We start from the raw sequence: 19,327 nt of genomic DNA, 5'->3' as shown, positions 1-19,327 counted from the left end.
TTAATTTTTCTCGTAGTATCAGAATTGAAGCAAATATAAACTAGCGGCTAATTCTCAAGAACAGCCGCGACCTTTGCCTTAAGATAACTTATACTGCCGTTCACAAAAGAGAGGATTACTCAATGCCAACTTATAAAGTGACACTAATTAACGAGGCTGAAGGGCTGAACACAACCCTTGATGTTGAAGACGATACCTATATTCTAGACGCAGCTGAAGAAGCTGGTATTGACCTGCCCTACTCTTGCCGTGCTGGTGCTTGCTCTACCTGTGCAGGTAAACTCGTATCAGGTACTGTGGATCAAGGCGATCAATCATTCTTAGATGACGATCAAATAGAAGCTGGATATGTACTGACCTGTGTTGCTTACCCAACTTCTAATGTCACAATCGAAACTCACAAAGAAGAAGAACTCTATTAAGAGCAAAACTTAATAGCCAAAAACCTATTTAATTGGTGATTATAGTTGCTCGAACATTTGGACTGAGCGATCGTCCAACGTCTCAATGTTGTAGGACTAAACATCAATTTGTGTGTGCCTCTTAAAGCCACTTTGAAAAAAAGCCTGATTTCATGTTGAGCAGGAACACAGTAAATTTAGTGTTCCTGCTTAAATTTTTTTAGTATGGAGTTCTACCTATGCAATTTTCCCTTTTGTTGACTCCTTATTCCTACCTCAAGATAGAAGTAGAAGGTAGAAACTTTTTCTAAACCTCATCTATGTTGAAACCTAGAGTTTTTTAAAAGATATATTTATGTAGGTTGGGTGGAGTGAAACACAACCCAACATTGCCACCTTATTTATATTGCAATACGGTTCAGTTAAGGCTTTACTCTTTGTCAAAGTGATTTTTTTTAACGAACCGCAAAGGACGCAAAGGACACGAAGGAAGCGAAGAAAGAGAAGAAAAATGCTTAACTGAACTGTATTGATTTATATTGGGTTAAGCTATCGCTGCATCCAACCTACAAAACTACGGTTCTCAAAGTAGACGAGGTTTATCTAATTTTGAGTCCTGTATTATGTACCTCACTCAAAAAGCGATTAGCTTAGAATTTAATCTCTTTGTTGAGAACTTGAATCTGAGTACCAGGATAATAAAATTGGAGAATTTTAGGACTTGACCAACCTAGTTTTGCTAGATTTTGAGCGCCAGTTTGACTCAAGCCAACTCCATGTCCTAATCCACCACCAATAAAAGCGTATCCCCACAGTTCTGGTTTGCCTTTATTCAGAGGTTCTAAGTAAAAAAGCGTACTTGTAGGAGCAGCAAAGGCACTGCGAACCTCGTCTTTGTAGAGAATAAAGGTGCTTTTATCAGTTTTAACCGCGAGTTCCAGGATGCGTCCACTCTCGCTTCGCTTTACCACTGCCATAGCCTGAATTGTCTTAAATTTGGCATGAGGACTGTTTTTTACCTGCAAAAATTTCCGCAAGTCCTTGATAATATCCTCTAAACGGGTTTCCTTGCGCCAACGAAAAGCATCCCATTTGCTCTCATTAAATCCCTGCTGGATATTAATAAATTTCTGGAAGTTCTTTTCATCTGCCAAACTCTGCTTAGACAAGTTCCAAAAATTAGTCGCAGCGTCTAGTACAGGGCGCAAATAGGGACGATCGTCGCCATTCCAGACATCGCTGAAGGAAGCAGTAACACCACCTGTGGTAGAAGAATATAGGGCATCTACTAGTTCGTTTTTATAAGTTACTACTTTACCCCTGGTGGAGGCGATCGCTTGGTCTGTTTTTGCAGCCGCTCCATTTAGCCCATAATAAACTTGGCAGTGAGTATCGGCACACAACTGATAGTTATCTGCGGCAAACCTGCGTAAATTTCTTAAAGCATAAGTCCGGGCAAGAATCGCTTGGGCTTCTAGCGCTGCTTTTGGTGCATCCGTTCCTATTTCGTAAGGCACAACCCCACGTAAATAAGTTTCTAATGGGACTTGGTTAACTAAAGTGTATGTGCCATAAGCATTTGGCTGCAAATTCATCTGTCCAGAATAAAGACGAGCAAATTCTTGTTTTTCGCTTTTGTTGACCCGAATCAAGTTTTTATCAGTGCTGATTTCCAAATCATCTGGGCTATAGCGTTTACCATCCACCACCCAACTAACTTGCGGCACTTGTTTTAAAACTTTAGTATCAAGATATACTTTATCTTTATTAGAAGCTTGGATGTTCTGCAATAGTAAGCGTCGCAATAAAGGAGTGCTATAAACATCTCGTTTAGCCCAAACCTGCCAGCGTTCTGGCTGGGCGATTTCCACTTCTATGCCCTGAGAACGCCATTTGTTAGCACTATCTTCCGCAGTTTCAAAAGTGCGGTATGTGCCCAAAACTACTATTTCTTCAACTGCTGGCTGGGGCAAAGCTTGCATAACTGTTTCCAGCAATACGTGATTCTTTGTCACCAGGATTTGCTGCTTGTTGCCCGATTTAAATTTTAGCTTTAAGCGATCGCCTTTTGTGGGTTCCAGTTGCAGTTTGGCTGTGGGTTCTGAACCAAATCGCTGCACAATCCCAATGTTCAGTCCTATATCCTGGATGTTACTCTCAGGGCCTGATGCAGCAGTCAGTCCCAATAGACAAAATGTTGTCAGCACAGTGTGGGAAAAACGCCAAAACAAAAATTTCATGGCTACCTGATAGCGTACCCCTATGGGGAAGCAAGCTACGCGCAGCATATCGAGCTTCTTTTGCCCCCTAATGCGGCGTTGGAGCTTATTTTCCAATTGCTTTGCAGTGCGGTCTTTTTGTCGCATGAGCGCTCCAATGATACCATTACCAGTCTTGCCCCAAACATAGGTTGCAAAACGAAGTCATAACGACTATGATTTATTTAGAGACACAAAACAGAACTAGTTGGATAAACTCCTTATGGTTAGAGTCCAAGAAATTCCATTAAATCAGATAAAACGGCCATTGCCCCGTGCAAACGATCCAAATAAAGTGCAAACCTTAATGGAATCGATTGCGGAGATTGGGCAGCAAGAACCTATTGATGTCCTAGAAGTAGATGGACAATATTATGGCTTTTCTGGTTGCCATCGGTATGAAGCTTGCCAGCGTTTAGGCAAAGAAACCGTTTTAGCCAGAGTTCGTAAAGCACCCCGTAGCGTTTTAAAGATGCACTTAGCATAGAGAATGAGGTAGGGAGGCAGGGGACAGGGAACAGGGAGCAGGGGACAAGGGAGATAAGGGGACAAGGGGGACAAGAAGGAAGTATTGAACAAGTCTCTCTTGTCTCCCTCCTCTTCCTTGTCACCTTGTCTCTTCTTCATGCCCAATGCCCAATGCCCACTTGCCCTGAGCGGAGCCGAAGGAATGCCCAATTCCCAATCCCAATTACATATAACCTAATTAGGAGAAAATTATGTCATCAAAAGTAACAGTCAAAAATGTAAATATCGGCATTGACGAGGCGAGTAGGGCTAAAATTGCCGAGGGTTTATCTCGTCTGTTGGCTGACACTTATACACTTTATCTGAAAACTCATAACTTCCATTGGAATGTAACGGGGCCGATGTTCCAAACCTTACATTTGATGTTTGAAACCCAGTATACAGAATTAGCCTTAGCAGTTGATTTAATCGCTGAGAGAATTAGAGCGCTTGGCTATCCCGCACCGGGAACCTACAGCGAATATGCCAAACTGAGTTCGATTCCAGAAACTCCTGGGGTTCCTAAAGCTGTTGAGATGATCCGCTTATTAGTAGAAGGACAAGAAGCCGTAGTCAGAACTGCACGGTCTATTTTCCCAGTGATAGAGGAAGTTAATGACGAACCTACCGCCGATTTATTAACTCAACGGATGCAAGTACACGAAAAAACCGCTTGGATGTTGAGAAGTTTACTGGAAGAATAGGAATTAGGGAATAGAGAATAGGGCATTGGGAATTGAGAAAAAACTTAATCACCAATACCCATGCCCAATGCCCAATGCCCACCTGCCCTGAGCGGAGCCGAAGGGATGCCCAATACCCAATGCCCAATGCCCAATACCCACCTGTTGCAAGATTTAATGCAACAGGTGGGTATTTCTAGTTTTAAAGCGCTGAGTCGAGCTGCTGGTGTTTCAGAACGGCAACTTTTGCGGTTACGCCAAGGAAAGCTAGAGCAAATGCGGGTAGATGTGCTGCTGAAGCTGTCACCAGTGCTACAGATGCCTTTGAATGAATTAATCGCAACTTTTTCAACCGTAGAGTTATTACAAGAGAAAGCACCGCACAATCAGGAATTGTTACAAGAAATTACAGATTTAAGAAAAGAGTATCAGCGATCGCAGTTTCAACTAGAACAGCAGCGAGAGATATTACTACAAGAACTCCAGCAGTCAACTTTACAACTGCTGGAGTCTTTATTATTGCAATGGCCAACAGCAGCACAGAAAGCCCAAGAGAATCCACAGCTAGCAGCAGTGAAAATAGTACCGTTAGTGCAGAAACCTCTGGAAAAGCTTTTACAGGCGTGGGGAGTGGAAGCGATCGCACCAGTGGGAGCAGAATTACCTTATAACCCTCAACTACACCAACTGATGGAGGGAACTTCATTACCTGCAGAAATAGTCAAGGTGCGCTACACTGGCTATCTTCAAGGTGAGAAGCTGCTTTACAGAGCTAAAGTCAGTCCTGTTTTAGGAAGTTAGGGGTTAGGAGTTATAAATTCATAATTCTTTACTTTTTATGCTGTCTGTTGAAAAATGACAGATATTGGGAATACTAAAATTGTAGATGCGATCGCCTCTGAGAAGTTCTGTTAAAGCGTTGGTGTAGGTTTAAGCTTACTTGGCGCTGTTGAAACCGAAATTTTTAGCTCTAGAGCGGCATTCCAGAGATAAATTATTTCCATAATGTAAGTAATCGGACATAAATAAAAAAATATTTAGGAAATAATCTGAAAAGTCATAACTTCAGCTTGTAGATCAGTAGATAGCTACATCAATGAGATGGAAGTAAGTTGGCGTTAAAAATCAACATCTGTGATCAAACATAAAATCAGCGAACAGCTTGGAAATTGGTTATTCAAATGTTTTTACACAACTAAACATACATGGGTTTTATCATGTTAGCTTACCAATATTGTTATTTATAGTTAGTCTGTTCGTAGTAGGAAAAATCTACTTAATTAAGCTAGTATGTTTTTTTATAATTACAAAAATATCATATTTAAATATTTATAATGAATCTTCATCGATACAGATTAATTCTCAATTATTACTCAATTTTTAATGTTAGATTTAATTTTGAAAGCATTTTTAAATGTTCCATGATGGGTATATAATAGCGAAAATAGTGGTATCAGAGCATCATTTACACAAATAAGCGTGACATAATTATGAGAGAACAAGTAAAAGTTATTAAGCTCAGTGGTAATTTGAATGCTACAACTTCACAAGAATTTCGACAAAATATCACTGATATTTTAGAAAGTGGTGCGAAAATTGTGTTAGTAGATTTTAAAGATGTAATATTTATGGATAGTTCAGGTTTAGGAGCTTTAGTGTTAGCTTTTAAAACCTTACGGGCAGCAGATACTAAGCTTGTTCTCTGCTCAATTAATGAGCAAGTAAGGATATTATTTGAACTTACTAATATGGATAAAGTATTTGAAATATTCCCTAGCCAAGACGCATTTAATCAGGTTTTAGTACCCAATACGTAATTAATCAAACTTAATTTGCAAAATAGATAAATCATCATCAAAAGCATCTTTGGAGTTCAGAGCGATTAAATAACTCAGTACGTGATCGAGTTGGCAATCAACAGAATTTTGTAAGCTAACTAGTAGCTGAATAAAAGCATCCAAACTCCAAAGAGTGCCATCTGATTTAGTGATTTCATAAGCGCCATCACTAAAAATGTAAAGGCTACTGAATTTTTCAATATTGTAAACCCCATCAACATATTTTGCTTCTGGAAACATTCCGACTGGCATACCGGGGGTTTTCAAGAGTTTAACATCAGACTTTCTTGGGGATAAACCAGTTATTAAAACTGCTGGCGGATGACCTGCACTAGAATAAACTAATTGGCGGTTAATTCGATTGTAAACTCCGTACCAAATCGTAAAGTATTTGTCATTTTGATAATTCATCTGGAAGGTATCATTCAAAGCCTTCAACACATCACTAGGTTGATAGTAATTTAAACTTTTGAGCGCACGAGAACGCAGTAGATTCAGCACTGAAACTGACGGAAGAGTAGCTTTGAGTCCATGTCCCGCAGTATCGAGTAAATAAATTGCCAGATAATCGTCATCAAGCCAATAGTAATCAAAACAGTCACCACCAAGTTGCCGCGAGGGAATGAATCGGAAATTTATATTGAAAGGTTCAGTCATAGGAAAAGGCAGCAGTGATCGCACATATTCTGCTGCTTCTGACATTTCTGATTCTAAAAGCAACTTTTGAGCCTGCAAATCTCTACTCAACTGATGCAGGCGTAATCCTGCTCTTACCCGCGCTTGTAATTCATTATGCTCGATAGGTTTGGAAATAAAATCATCAGCACCAGCATCTAGCCCTTTGACGCAATCGGCAACTGAATCTAAGGATGTTAATAAAATAAAGAATGTGGTAAAAAATTTGGGATCTGTCTTAATACGGTGGCAGACTTCCAGACCAGTCAACCCGGGCATAATCCAATCACAAATAATTAGTGCTGGATGGCAAGCTAGCGCTTTTTCTATTCCTTCCTCGCCACTACTGGCAGTAACTACTTCATAACCCTGTTTTTCCAACATCCTTTTCAAAAATATTTTTATGGAATAATCATCATCAATTATTAGGATTTGAAACATAGGAATTTCTAAGAAAAACTCATTAATAATTTGCAGCAAAGATAGAAAATCAAAATATAATGTGAGTTAATTAATTAGTACAAAAACAGTTTTATTTTTCATGAAGTACAAAGCTACGGGTTTTAATGTAGAAGGCAGAAGCTCTTTATATCTAATTTTTTATTCTTAAATTATGTACTTACTTGCAACCTGCTGTATTTCTGTATTAATAAGTAAGACAGCGTAAATAATTCAAGTTTGCTGTAAGGGTTTTAACCCTATTTTTTCCCATAACCTCTAGTAAATAATAAAAAGCTGAATACCCTTACTATTAACTAATGTCAATATTCTTACATTAGTTAATGTAGCTGGAATTTTTATATATTTCCCAGTCGAATTTATGACTTTTTGACAGTCATAAAACATTATGGAGGTGCAAGAGGATTCATCCACAACAGGATAGAACTTCTTAGCTGGTTCAAATCGCGGTATGCTTCTTGCTTTAACCATTGACCTAATGCATCAAAGGGGGTAAAAGACGTTCCAGTTTGCCATTTAATATCTTGACCTAAAGGCGTTGTATGATTTCCTGGTAACGTTTGTGCTGTCACCATGTCATCAAAGCGTCCTTGTAATATTTTGGTTAAAGCTGTTGATTGGTCAATGGTGTCATTACTAAACTTTATTAATAAATTACGTCGGATAGTGTAACGCTCTTGGACAAGCTTGTTAGTTTCCAACGGTGAGGGAGTAAACTCGATTTTCAAAGTAGAATTGAACTGTTCTACTAGGGGAATAGCTTCTTTGGCAGCGTAGTTGTTGAAGGATATTAAAATATTGCCTGCACGTTCTACTTTAAAGAGGCTACCAATTAGCAAGTGAAGTTTACAGCCCATACTGTGTCCAAGACCATAGATGGGGAAGTAAAGCTTGCGTAATGCTCCAGAATCATGTAATCGTTCCAGGGTGCGGTCAAAGTTTAACAGCACGGATTTTGCGATCGCTGTATGATCCAATGTATTGACAAAAGGCGTAGCAATTACAACATAGCCTTTACTTGCCATTTGTTCGAGTAACCAGCGATAAGTGATGTGTGGTGCAGTGGCGACAAATGCACCTCCTAAAAAATGGATGATACCTATGGGATTTCGGGGAATGATTACCCAGTTACCTCTGACTTCTTTCCAGTCCATGCCGATAAGCGATCGCTTTCTTGATATTCTTTATGTTAGACCGGGGATCGCTATCGTGGAAAGGATTATGAAAAAAGCTACGAACAATTGGTAATTACGTTACAGTTGAAGTCTAAATCTCTAGCCATAACTGGGCTATCAGAAGAGGTTTCTTAGTCTGACCTATTTTTCGATTACGAATTACGTTACTGAGTCTTGTATGCGACATACTGCTCACGAACGAATCTTTTAACCCTGAGTCTGTAATCGTTTCATTTCGTGTTGCACATCTAATGCAATCTGTAATGCTTCATTGAGCAACCTTCCATGCTCAGTAGCCTGTTCATTTACTTGCATGGCTGTTAAAGTTGCTAAATTGTTGACGAATAGTTCTGTATTACTAAGGATAAAGCTCTTATTTTCTCTCAAAATTCTTTCTGTCTTCAAAGCGCGAACTAAATCAGCTTTGGTGAGATTAAGCGCTGCGAGAACACTCTCTCTTTCTTTTATCAGCACTTCTGGATTACCAGCTTCTTCTATTTGGTCATTAATATGTATTGCTCTAATTACAGTATTATATCTTTCAACATCGTTTAGCAGGATTTGGAGAGAATTTGTCATGTTGTGCTTGACAATTTTACTTCTCTTTTTCCATATTAAATATAAGATGGTTTGCGTAAAACCGCCAACCCAAAGACCTAATATAATTAACACTATCCAGGATGGAATTACTATCCATGATACAAATATTTTTAGAATTATATCAAATAAAAGATAGCCAAAAACAAATGTAGCAAACCCAATAAAAACTACAGTAGCTCCTTCCGAACTTTTAATTTTTTGGATGTATAGTTTTGCAAAATTTTTGAGAGGATTTGTAATGATTAAAAGTTGATCATTGACAGGTAAATTAGTCAGCTTTTGCAGTTCATCCTGACTAATTTCCAAGCCCTGTAAATCATCCCGCACAGTTTTTTAATCCTTGCCAGAATAGTTATTTAATCTAATATAGCAATCAAATTTATAGAATGCTGGCATTTTGTCTAAACTTTTTTAAGCAAGTTAATACTTCTAGGCAATGCCAAGACTTTTTGTACAATATGATACTCTTTTGCCCAGATAGCAATCCTATTTGAGTTGTCAAAATGAACGAACCACCAACGTGCAGCGTCTCGTAGAGAAGAACGCCAAGAAAAAAAACGAAATCGAAAATAAATCAATTGCTTGTAAATGTAATGATAATGCAACGCGTTATTTTCCTGTCGAACAGCTATTTCTAGCTATAAAAAAGAATAATAGAAAAGTCCGCAAAAACGGACTTTATTGTTTAGTTATAAATAATTGTGTCTCACTCGTTACATTAACTTCCCTTCGGAGAAGATTGTTTCTGTTTTGAAATGCCGCGCTGAGGGTCTAAAAATGGAGGGATGGGACAGTCTAGCGTCATAGCGATCGCTCTTAGTAAGTCTGCTTCTGACTGTGTAACTTTGTTATCTAATAGTACCGTGTGAGCGCAGGCATCTACAATAGCTTGCTTGAGTTTGGGACTGGCAAGGCGGAGGCATTCAATACTTTTCTTAAGTTCAGTGAAATTACAGCTTGGTGGCGTGTCTGGTTTTTCTTGTTCTGCGGCTTTTGGAAGCCGAAAAACTCCAGAACGAAAAGCATAGGCGATGTCTTCTGTGGACGCATCGGGTTGAGAGTGTCCAACGCGGGCAATTACGGACAGTACTAACAGACTATCTGGCCAAATCTGTTCTATGGAGGTGTATTCTATTGTTGTTGTAGATGCAGGATTTATACTAGGTTGGAGGCGATGCCACAGTATTAACTGCAACACAAAATGCCACAGTGATAAACTTCCGGTGGCTACAGCTAAACCGTGGACACATTTGCATAGTCTTTGGCATTCTTTGGCAGAATTTTGGCGCAATACGGGTACTGCCAAATCCACAAGTGGTAAGCGAATTTTGGCATCTAACTGGCTAATTTCATTACTCAATTCTAGAGTTTTGTCTACCAACTCAGCAGGCTGTACCTCGCGTAACCAAGCAATCTGACGTTCTTGGATCTCGATATTTTCTGTATCTAACGCTAGCGCAAAAGCGATCGCCATTGCACTTTCCTGCTCTCGCACACCCAAGCGTAGGGATTCTGGTAACTGCGATAACAGCGCTTGAGCATGGGTAAAATGCTCTGGGGTAACGCTTCCAACTTGGTTGACAACCTGTTCTGGTGTGGCGTTGGAACTACCAGCAAAGCCCATTGTTAGAGATTCTTGGGAAGGGAAACGCATTTGATTGCGAGATGGCATTGCTGCCAAATTGCTGACATTCAAACCCCCAACGCGACGGATACGTTCTGCCAGAGGTGGGTGAGTAGAAAACATATTGTCCCAGAAAGAGGGGTTGAGTGCATTGCCAAAAAACATGTGGCTAGCGGCTTCTGCACCAGGCGAAATCAAGCGTGAATCCATCTGTTGGAGTTTTTGGAAGACTCCGTCAAGTCCGTTGGGGTTGCGAGTGAACTGTACAGCCGAAGCATCGGCAAGAAATTCGCGTTGGCGAGAGACGGCGGCTTTAATCAAGCGTCCGCAGACTAATCCGATACCGCCAATTGCCATTAGTGCCAAACCAAAAGCCCAGATGGGTAAACCCTTATCTTCCTTTCCTAAACGGAAGCTACCGCGAATGCGCCACAACAATTCTCCGGTTAAATAAATGAACAAAATCCCGTGCAAGAGTCCCACTAAACGCAAATTTAGCCGCATATCTCCATTAAGAATGTGGCTGAATTCGTGGCCGATGACTCCTTGTAACTCATCTCGGTTTAGATGTTGTAAAGTCCCACGGGTAACACCAATTACAGCATCATTGGGCGTAAATCCGGCAGCAAAGGCATTAATACCAGTTTCTCTTTCCATGAGATAAACTTCCGGGACAGAAATACCAGAAGCGATCGCCATTTCCTCGACTATATTTAATAGTTGTTGCCCTTGTTCATCTGCTGTATCTGGGAGTAAGAGTTGTCCCCCCAACTCCTGAGCAATGACGCTTCCTCCTTGACGGAGACAGGCAATTTTATAGAGACTTCCTACTGCGATCGCAATTATTGTAATCCCAGCCACGTAGAGAAATATCCCTGGATGCCACCAAACACGTGGAGCCATGCGGAGCAGAAATAAAGTGGCAATGTAAATCGCCATAATCATAACTGCGATCGATAGGGAAAATAATCCAATTAATTGTTGCGTATTTTGGCGTGCCCGATCCTGATGTTCAAAGAAATTCATAGATATTTAAAAAGACACGCGTGGAGCATTTCTCATTTCTGGAGTAGCTTCGGCGAGCAATTCTGCAACAGTAAAGTTAAAAGTATTTGCCACAAGATTGCTGGGGAAAGATTCGCTCTTGGTGTTGTAAAGTGTCACCGCGTCATTAAAAGCCTGACGTGCAAAAGCAATCCGGTTTTCAGTGGAAGATAATTCTTCCATCACCTGAGTCATGGCGCGATCGGCTTTCAATTCTGGATAAGATTCTGAAAGTACCATCAACCGACTTAACGCACCCGTCAGTGCCCCTTCAGCATTACCTAATTGTTGCATCGCTTGCGGATCGCCGGGATTTTGTGCGGCACGACTGCTAGCATTAATTGCAGAATTCCGAGCCGCAATAACTGCTTCTAAGGTTTCCCGCTCATGTTTCATGTACCCTTTGGCAGTTTCCACCAAGTTGGGAATTAAGTCATAGCGACGCTGTAATTGAACATCGATTTGAGAGTAAGCATTTTTGTAACGGTTGCGATACTTGACTAAATCGTTGTAAGCATTAATGATAATTAGAGCAACAATAGCAACTAAAGCAACAGAAAATATTAAAAGCCCCATATTTTTAGATTATTTCAATCAGGTACTTACTTTATATCCAGCAAAATTTGTGTGGATATAAAAATGAGTCTACTTTTAACAAGTTAGCTTCGTCGCCTGTAAAATTAGTTACGCAATTGCACTGAGCTAGATAGGTTGCACAAAGCCCAACGCAATACTTCTCGGTTAAGGGGAAAGAAAAAATCTTTAACCCAAAGCCAGTACCCTTTACCCAAAATCCGATTCCGAATTAAAAATGCTTAACCGAGAAGTATTGAAGCCCAACGCAGTTGAAGGGCTTTGGCGTTAACCCAAGCATATTGCCATATAAATAGAGACGCAATAACTATAATTACGTCTCTAAAAACTACCTATTTAGCCTTTTTACGTGTAATTGCACCCACCAAAAGGATACTTGTTAATTAAATTACTCCTGGGCCTCTACCGCGTTTGTCACCCTTTTCGGTCAACTTGCCTTCTTCATCCTGATTAACTTCTCCAAGTTCTTCAACACGTTGTGCAGTATCTTCTGCTGCTTGTTTGCGTGCATCACCTGGTTCTTCGTAGTACATTTCTGGTTCAACTGCATAGTTGTTCAACAAACCTTCTTTGTCTACGGTATATCCGTCAGTTGTGCGTACACTTTCTGGATCGGTTTGGTCATCTGTAGCTGCATCTGCCTCCCTTTCTTCTGTAGGGAGTGTTTTGTAGTTGCCTCCTTCTCTTTCGATCCGAGCAGCTGTTTCGGCTGGAATAATGCCGCGATCATAAGTATCTACTTCAGCCCGATCGGATGAATCTATATCTCTCTTAACTGCTTCATTAGCCATAATTTATGTCCTCGTAAAAGAATCTATTAAATAACTTCAAAAACTAGATTAAGCTTTTTTTAATCTCTGAACTACTATCTTTAGAAGTGATTTAAAATTAAAAAGAGTATTACATCCTCTATCTTCCGGTGTATCAAAAGATTAATATTAATTCAGGTAAATATTATTAATTTACATTTAATCTTTTAAGACAAGGAGTTTAAGCTCCTTGTCTTAAAGGTCTATAAATTTCTACCATAATGTAGTGTACTTGTTGAATGGTTAGAAAGTTTATTCGCCCACAAATTGATTTTTGAGGGATTGAATTTCATCAGCTAATTCTTGCCGAGTTGAAGCTTTTAGTAGATAACGGAAAATAAACCAACTGGCATAACCAATTCCCACTAATTCAAAGAGTGGTGATAGTAATGGAATATCATTGATTGCATCTAGTAGTGCTAGCACTAACTTTGCTGTAACAATGGCAGCTAAAATTAAAGCAACAGTTATTAGAGGCTGCTTATAGTCCTGAAAAAAGCTACCTAAGTAGTCGGGTAGTTTCTGCAAAAATTGAGAAACTTGTCTGCTAATTTGCTGCCATTGAGATTCCGGTTCCGATGCTGGCGGTAACTTTGGCAAATTTGCATCTACACCTTCAAGTGCTAGCACACTTTGTGGTATTGAAGTATTGATGGATTCACGTTGCTGTTGTTCGGTTTCCATAGTTTTTCAATTATTACAAAAGTTTCTGTAACTGAACTGAGCATCAATAAATATAATCATTAAAGTCGTCAGTTGTCAATTATTAATGGTCAGCAATAAGTATAACTGACCATTAAGGTTGAGTAGGAAAATATAAATTGATTTTTCTCTACCTACTCACTCGGATTTATTGTTAGCTACTTACCTTGTTGGTGGGGCAACAGTTGTTTTAACAACTACACTTTTCACACCTTTGATTTCTTTAGCTAAAGTTTCAATTTTAGCCAACTCTTGCTGATTGTTAACAGTTCCTCCGACAGTCACAACTCCATCCTTTGTGGCATCAACTGTTAGTTGACCCTTGGGTATGTTTGCCTCTAACTTGGATCGAACTTCACTTGCTAAGTCACCTTTAGCTCTATCTGTATCGCCACCAGTGGTATTATTGCGCTGTTCGCGGGCTCGGATATCAGAATCAAGTTGTCTTCTGCGAGTTTCACTTTGTGCGTCTTTTTGAGAAGCTTCTGTTGTCTGTACACTTGGTGATTGTGGAGCTTCATTAGGATTATTCGGTGCAGATTCGCTTGTTTTAGAAGCGTTATCACAAGCAGCAACACCAAAAACTAAAAGGGTGCTAATTAAGAAGGGGGTTAGCTTTTTCATAGATTTAATTCGCAATCGGAAAGTGAAATTTGTTGATTTTTACCGTGAAGTGAGGAGCAAGTTTTTGAATTATTGGTCTTGCAATTGTGTGTAATTAGTATCAGTGAAAACTACTTTGGATTAAAGTGTTTCATCACGACGGTCAACAATGACTACAGCAGGATCGTTAATATGAGGCTCTGTTGAATGATTGGGGTGAATGGGATTGGCTACTGCTGTGTCATGATGGATTACTCGGTCAGAACCTGGTCGATGTTCGCCTAAATCAGTGGCATCATAAATAGCAAATTCTTCAATACCTCGACGGTTGAGAATCGCTTCAGCTTGGTGGATTTCAGCTTCCGTACCATCGATAATTACCAAGTAGTCGCCTCTTTGGAAGCGATCGCTATATACCCGCGCTCTGTCTTCAGGAATTCCCAAGCCAACCAGTGCGCCAACAATACCGCCAGCAGCTGCACCGATTGCACCACCAGCTAAGGTTGTGGCCAAAGCTGTTGCTACTGCGCCACCAGCAATCACAGGTCCAACTCCAGGAATTGCTAGAGTTCCAAGACCTACTAATAAGCCAGTCAAGCCGCCTAGAACACCGCCTGTAGCTGCTCCAGTTTTAGCACCATCGTCCGCTTTATTACCTGTTCCAACATTTCTATCTACATCTACACCAGCGATCCCCTGACCGTCTGTATTTTTGGCGATGATGGAGACTCTACTTAAGGGAAAACCTGCATCTCGTAATTCTGTGAGTGCTGCTTCTGCATCTCGGCGATGAGGAAAGACTCCGATCGCGCGTCTAGCAACACCACTATGAGCCACATTTACATTATGGGTTGGAGCGACATAATCAGCATTTCTCGCATCTGGGTTGTCGTAAATACCAAACTCTTCGACACCACGCTGATGGAGAATTGCTTCTGCTCTAGCGATTTCTGTATCTGTGCCATCAAGGATTACTAAATAGTGTCCTCGTCTTACACGTTCGTCGTAAACTCTAGCTCGTTCTTCAGGAATTCCTAAACCAATCAATGCACCAAGCAAACTACCAGCTACCGCACCGATCCCAGCACCAGCAAGAGTTGTAGCTAGAGTAGTTGCTGCGGCTCCAGCCAGCATGATTGGCCCAATTCCTGGAATTGCTAAAGTACCAAGACCGACTAACAAACCAGTTAATCCACCCAAAGCACCGCCTGTAGCGGCTCCAACTTTAGCACCTTCATCAGATTTATCACCAACGCGATCGCGCACTTCAGCACCAGCAATATCTTCTCTGTCTCCATCTTGCGTAATGACAGAGACTCTGTTCATATCAAAGCCGACTTTTTTCAGTTCATGTAGCGCATGTTCAACATCTCGACGATTAGAAAATACACCTACAGCACGTTTATGTACACCTACAACCATTATCTTTTTCTCCTCAGCAACAATAAATTATTCACAAATTTATAGTTTGTAATACCCTTATTAATACATGTTTAGATTTTTGTTTCATCAATCGCTTGGAAGAATTTTTGTCTCTATCATTAGGTATAGGTATTTTTATCTAAATGAATATTTATAAAATCCGGCTTTTCTAAATACTCATATTTTATATTTCTAAAATTTTTGCTAGAGATTGACATAAAAAACATTGATTTATTATGTCTAAAACAGTAATTCACCCTTTCAAGAACTGCTGTGTACTTAGATTATTTTTTATATATCACTTTTATAGCAAAAACATTTATTGTGTAAAAATGTGACAAAATTAGCAAATTAAAAGTTTTTGCCTAACGGAAAAATAATAAATTTTAAAATACGACTTTTGGCAAACAAACCTATTACCTAAGAAAGTGTCAGCTTAGATAGTTGATAATTAAGCTGATAAATAAGCCATTTTATAAATGGGTATTTAATTAAGTGCAAGTGAGAAAATATTATGTTTCAAAGTGTTCCAACTATTTTAGGATTAGCGCCAACAATTGTAGCTCAGGAAGTACTAACTCCAGAAGAAGCATCAGTGCTTTTTTCTGGATCTAAATTCTTGGTGGCATTACTGGCTGGGGTTTCGATGGCATTTGCTTTTCAATTGTTATTCACAAACTTTTCAGTTGCTGTCGGAATTTCATCTTGGGAAATTGATTCAGATTCCGATGATGAATCAGAAAGTTTAGGTAAGACAATTCGTAAGGTTCAAAGCAAAATTGGCGCTTGGGTGTTAATAACTGCGAGCATTGCATTATTTATTGCTTGCTTTCTAGCTGTAAAACTTAGCTTAATTGAAAGCGCATTCTTAGGATCAATTATTGGTGTAGTCATCTGGTCTACCTATTTTTCACTAGTAATTTGGTTGGGTTCATCAGCTGTAGGTTCTTTAATTGGTTCTATTTCTAATACTGTTACTTCTGGTTTTCAAGCTCTGATGGGTACAGCAACTGCTGGTATCGGTGCTAATACTGCAAAAAAACAGTTAGTTTCGACTGCCGAAGAGATTACAGCCGCAGTTCGGCGGGAATTAACTTCAGGTTTTGATTCTGAAGGGATTAAAAATACTCTCCAAAGTTCTTTAAGTTCTCTGCAATTGCCAAAGCTGGATGTTAAAGAAATTCGCAACCAATTTGACCAACTTCTTAAAGATACAGATTTACAATCTGTTGCTAATAGCGATTTATTACAAAATGTCAATCGTCAAACATTTGTTGATTTAATCAGCACTCGCACAGATTTATCTAAAGAGGATATCAATGGCATTGCTGACCAACTTCAAGGTGCTTGGCAACAAGCTTTTAATCGTCAAAATCCCACAGAACAAGTAATTAATTTACTTAAGTCTGCTACTCCTGAAGAACTCAATTCTGAGCAATTGGGTGAACGGCTTCAACAATTGGTTACAGTTGGAGGTGGTAATGGTAATGGTGTAATTAAACAAGCTATTCGATATGGTTTGAGCGCTGCCGCACCAGCAGTTCTTGAACGGGTCAACCTTTCTAATATCGATGTGAACAAAATTACAACTCAGTTGCAAAAGTTGAAAGAAAAAGTTCAAGATGTCGATGTCGAGCAAGTAACAGAACAATTTCAAAAGTTTAGAGAGCAAGCCACTGAGCAAGTATCTGCAAAATTACCAATATCACTTGAAAACACGATTAAAGCGGATGTCGAAGATTACATATTGAATTCATTCCCTTGGCATTTTAATCGAATTACGCTAGTAGATGAATTTAAAGAAGTCATCTATGACGTAAACGCAGATCCGACAACTGTGAGACGGGAGTTGGAAGAAATCAATCAAGAATATTTCACCAACTTGCTGAAACAGCGAGACGATCTCAGTGAACCCAGGGTGAAAGAAATTGCCGAACAAATGGAAAGCGATCGCTTGGAAGTTTTAGAGACTGTAAAACAGACCGAAGCACGAGAAAAAGGGCAAAATTTCCGCACGCGCATCGAAGATTATCTCCGTTCCACTGGGAAAGAAGAACTCAACCCTGAAGGTATTGAACGGGACTTTGCCAAGTTAGTAGAAGATCCAGAAGCTGGTTTTGAAGATTTAAGTAGCCGCTTCGGACAATTTGACCGCGATACTTTTGTCCAATTGCTGCAACAGCGTCAAGATGTCAGCGACGAAGAAGCTAATAATATAGTTAGTCAACTCGAACGCAACCGCGATAATATCTTGAATCGTGCTAGAGAATTGCAAGAACAAGCAAAAGCGAAAGCCGATGAACTGCGTCAAAGAGTTGAAAACTATCTGCGGAATACTAATAAAGACGAACTCAATCCTGAAGGTATCAAACGCGAGTTTAGAATTTTACTAGACGATCCGCAAGCCGGAATTAACCTATTACGATCGCGCTTATCGCAATTTGACCGCGACACATTGGTACAATTGCTCAGTCAGCGTCAAGATTTGAGCGAAGAACAGGTAAACGAAACTCTCGATCAGATTGAAGCTGTCCGAGATAATATTTTGCAAGTACCGCAGCAGGCGAAAGAACAGTACGAAAAAACTACAAAAGCGATCGCCGAATATCTCCGCAATACCAACTTGGAAGAACTCGATCCAGAAGGTATTAGAAGCGATTTGGAAAAATTACTCGACGATCCTAAAGCTGGAGCCTTAGGACTGCGCGATCGCTTATCTCATGTCGATCGAGAAACCTTGGTGCAACTCGTGAGTCAGCGTGGAGACTTGAGCCAAGACCAAGTTAATCAGATCATTGATCGTGTACAAGATGCTATTGGTGATATTCTAAGAGCGCCACGGCGTTTAGCCAAGCGTACTGCTCAACAAGCTTTAGATTTTGAAGCCAATCTTGAAGAATATCTGCGTAATACCAACAAAGACGAACTCAATCCCGAAGGAATCAAACGCGATTTACAATTGCTGTTGTCTTCTCCCCGCGCTGGAATTGGAAGTTTGAGCGATCGCGCCTCAAAATTTGACCGTTCCACAATCGTGGCGCTGTTATCCCAACGTGAGGATATCTCAGAAGAAGAAGCTAACCGAATTGTGGATCAAATTGATTCTGTCCGCAGTTCCATTGTCGAACAATTCCAGCAGATTCAGCAGAAGGTGCAGTCAGTGCTGGATGGAATTTTTGCCAAAGTTCGCAACTATCTTAACTCCCTGGATCGTTCCGAACTCAATTATGAAGGCATTAAGCAAGACTTTTCCAAAGTATTCGATGATCCGCAAGCTGGATTTGAAGCATTGCGCGATCGCCTCAGTCAATTTGATCGTGACACCTTAGTTGCTGTTATCAGTTCTCGTGAGGATATCTCTGAAGCAGACGCTAACCGGATTATCGACCAAATAGAAACAGCGCGGGATGGCGTATTGCAACGAGCCGAACGCATCCAGAAAGAAACCCAAAAACGTTTGAAAGCCATCCAACAGCAAGCTAAAAAGCAAGCCGAAGAAAGCAAAAAAACCGTTGCCAATGCTGCTTGGTGGATATTTGGGACAGCGATCACTTCCCTTTGTGCCAGTGCGATCGCAGGTGCGATCGCTGTGAATGGGATAACTCTACTTGGGTAAAATATCTCTGTCATCGATAATTTGAATAAATAGAGAGTGGTATTCAGTTTATACAAATGAATGCCACTTTTTTATAATAGTTTATCAGTAAGGATTAATTTAATTCCTAATGGTCAAAACAGAGTAAAAAATTGTGTTTAAGCCTGATTGATCCCCTTGTTTCATTCAATAACTTAAAATACATACAGTTATTGTAAGTTGTTACAAATGATAATTTATGGTGCAATAAAGAAAACATATATTGAATCGGCATACCTCTTAAGGAAGAACTATAGAAATAACAACTGCCGTAAGATTAATATCCTTGCATTATTCAG

The 19,327-nt window shown here is 39.9% G+C and carries 16 protein-coding genes; 6 read left to right on the top strand and 10 right to left on the bottom strand.

Annotation, left to right across the window (positions count from 1 at the left end; translation table 11 throughout):
- The first annotated feature begins 122 nt into the window (after positions 1–122).
- Positions 123–422, top strand: a complete 300-nt coding sequence (locus FBB35_RS24360; protein WP_012410088.1) for a ferredoxin — start codon at positions 123–125, stop codon at positions 420–422.
- Between the two features lie 629 nt (positions 423–1,051).
- On the opposite strand, the gene FBB35_RS24355 is transcribed toward FBB35_RS24360, so the two are convergent.
- The gene (locus FBB35_RS24355) at positions 1,052–2,767 is read right to left on the bottom strand and encodes a SpoIID/LytB domain-containing protein (RefSeq protein ID WP_174711794.1); all 1,716 of its coding nucleotides are present in this window, start codon (positions 2,765–2,767) and stop codon (positions 1,052–1,054) included.
- Positions 2,768–2,882: 115 nt separating this feature from the next.
- Between FBB35_RS24355 and FBB35_RS24350 the strand changes: the two genes are divergently transcribed.
- The 4 genes from FBB35_RS24350 (at position 2,883) to FBB35_RS24335 (ending at position 5,666) form a co-directional block, all read left to right on the top strand.
- A complete protein-coding gene (locus FBB35_RS24350) occupies positions 2,883–3,146 on the top strand; it encodes a ParB N-terminal domain-containing protein (RefSeq protein WP_174711793.1) in 264 nt (87 codons plus the stop codon).
- A 232-nt stretch (positions 3,147–3,378) separates the two neighbouring features.
- The gene (locus FBB35_RS24345) at positions 3,379–3,870 is read left to right on the top strand and encodes a Dps family protein (RefSeq protein WP_012410091.1); all 492 of its coding nucleotides are present in this window, start codon (positions 3,379–3,381) and stop codon (positions 3,868–3,870) included.
- Positions 3,871–3,996: 126 nt separating this feature from the next.
- Positions 3,997–4,650 carry a nucleotide exchange factor GrpE gene (grpE, locus tag FBB35_RS24340; protein WP_174713754.1) on the top strand — a complete coding sequence of 218 codons (654 nt, stop codon included), beginning with the start codon at positions 3,997–3,999 and terminating at the stop codon, positions 4,648–4,650.
- Between the two features lie 689 nt (positions 4,651–5,339).
- A complete protein-coding gene (locus tag FBB35_RS24335) occupies positions 5,340–5,666 on the top strand; it encodes an STAS domain-containing protein (RefSeq protein WP_174711792.1) in 327 nt (108 codons plus the stop codon).
- On the opposite strand, the gene FBB35_RS24330 is transcribed toward FBB35_RS24335, so the two are convergent.
- From FBB35_RS24330 to FBB35_RS24290, 9 genes are all read right to left on the bottom strand, one after another.
- Positions 5,667–6,803: a SpoIIE family protein phosphatase gene (locus FBB35_RS24330; protein ID WP_174711791.1), complete on the bottom strand. Its 1,137-nt coding sequence runs from the start codon at positions 6,801–6,803 to the stop codon at positions 5,667–5,669.
- A 404-nt stretch (positions 6,804–7,207) separates the two neighbouring features.
- Positions 7,208–7,975 (bottom strand): DUF1350 family protein, encoded by a 768-nt coding sequence (locus FBB35_RS24325; RefSeq protein WP_174711790.1) that lies wholly within the window; start codon positions 7,973–7,975, stop codon positions 7,208–7,210.
- A 228-nt stretch (positions 7,976–8,203) separates the two neighbouring features.
- The gene (locus tag FBB35_RS24320) at positions 8,204–8,923 is read right to left on the bottom strand and encodes a hypothetical protein (RefSeq protein WP_174711789.1); all 720 of its coding nucleotides are present in this window, start codon (positions 8,921–8,923) and stop codon (positions 8,204–8,206) included.
- A gap of 391 nt (positions 8,924–9,314) precedes the next feature.
- The gene (locus FBB35_RS24315) at positions 9,315–11,246 is read right to left on the bottom strand and encodes a M48 family metallopeptidase (RefSeq protein WP_174711788.1); all 1,932 of its coding nucleotides are present in this window, start codon (positions 11,244–11,246) and stop codon (positions 9,315–9,317) included.
- Positions 11,247–11,252: 6 nt separating this feature from the next.
- Positions 11,253–11,840: a LemA family protein gene (locus FBB35_RS24310; protein ID WP_114084712.1), complete on the bottom strand. Its 588-nt coding sequence runs from the start codon at positions 11,838–11,840 to the stop codon at positions 11,253–11,255.
- A 401-nt stretch (positions 11,841–12,241) separates the two neighbouring features.
- On the bottom strand, positions 12,242–12,649 hold the full coding sequence (locus tag FBB35_RS24305) for a hypothetical protein (RefSeq protein ID WP_174711787.1): 408 nt from the start codon (positions 12,647–12,649) through the stop codon (positions 12,242–12,244).
- A gap of 270 nt (positions 12,650–12,919) precedes the next feature.
- Positions 12,920–13,351, bottom strand: a complete 432-nt coding sequence (locus tag FBB35_RS24300) for a CAAD domain-containing protein (RefSeq protein ID WP_174711786.1) — start codon at positions 13,349–13,351, stop codon at positions 12,920–12,922.
- A gap of 180 nt (positions 13,352–13,531) precedes the next feature.
- Positions 13,532–13,993 carry a BON domain-containing protein gene (locus FBB35_RS24295; protein ID WP_174711785.1) on the bottom strand — a complete coding sequence of 154 codons (462 nt, stop codon included), beginning with the start codon at positions 13,991–13,993 and terminating at the stop codon, positions 13,532–13,534.
- Positions 13,994–14,113: 120 nt separating this feature from the next.
- Positions 14,114–15,394, bottom strand: a complete 1,281-nt coding sequence (locus FBB35_RS24290) for a histidine kinase (protein WP_174711784.1) — start codon at positions 15,392–15,394, stop codon at positions 14,114–14,116.
- Between the two features lie 514 nt (positions 15,395–15,908).
- On the opposite strand from FBB35_RS24290, the gene FBB35_RS24285 reads away from it, so the two are divergent.
- A complete protein-coding gene (locus tag FBB35_RS24285; protein ID WP_174711783.1) occupies positions 15,909–19,010 on the top strand; it encodes an MFS transporter in 3,102 nt (1,033 codons plus the stop codon).
- Positions 19,011–19,327 lie beyond the last annotated feature (317 nt).

This window comes from Nostoc sp. TCL240-02 (assembly GCF_013343235.1).
Taxonomy (GTDB): domain Bacteria; phylum Cyanobacteriota; class Cyanobacteriia; order Cyanobacteriales; family Nostocaceae; genus Nostoc.
This window is presented reverse-complemented; position numbering and strand designations above follow the sequence as displayed.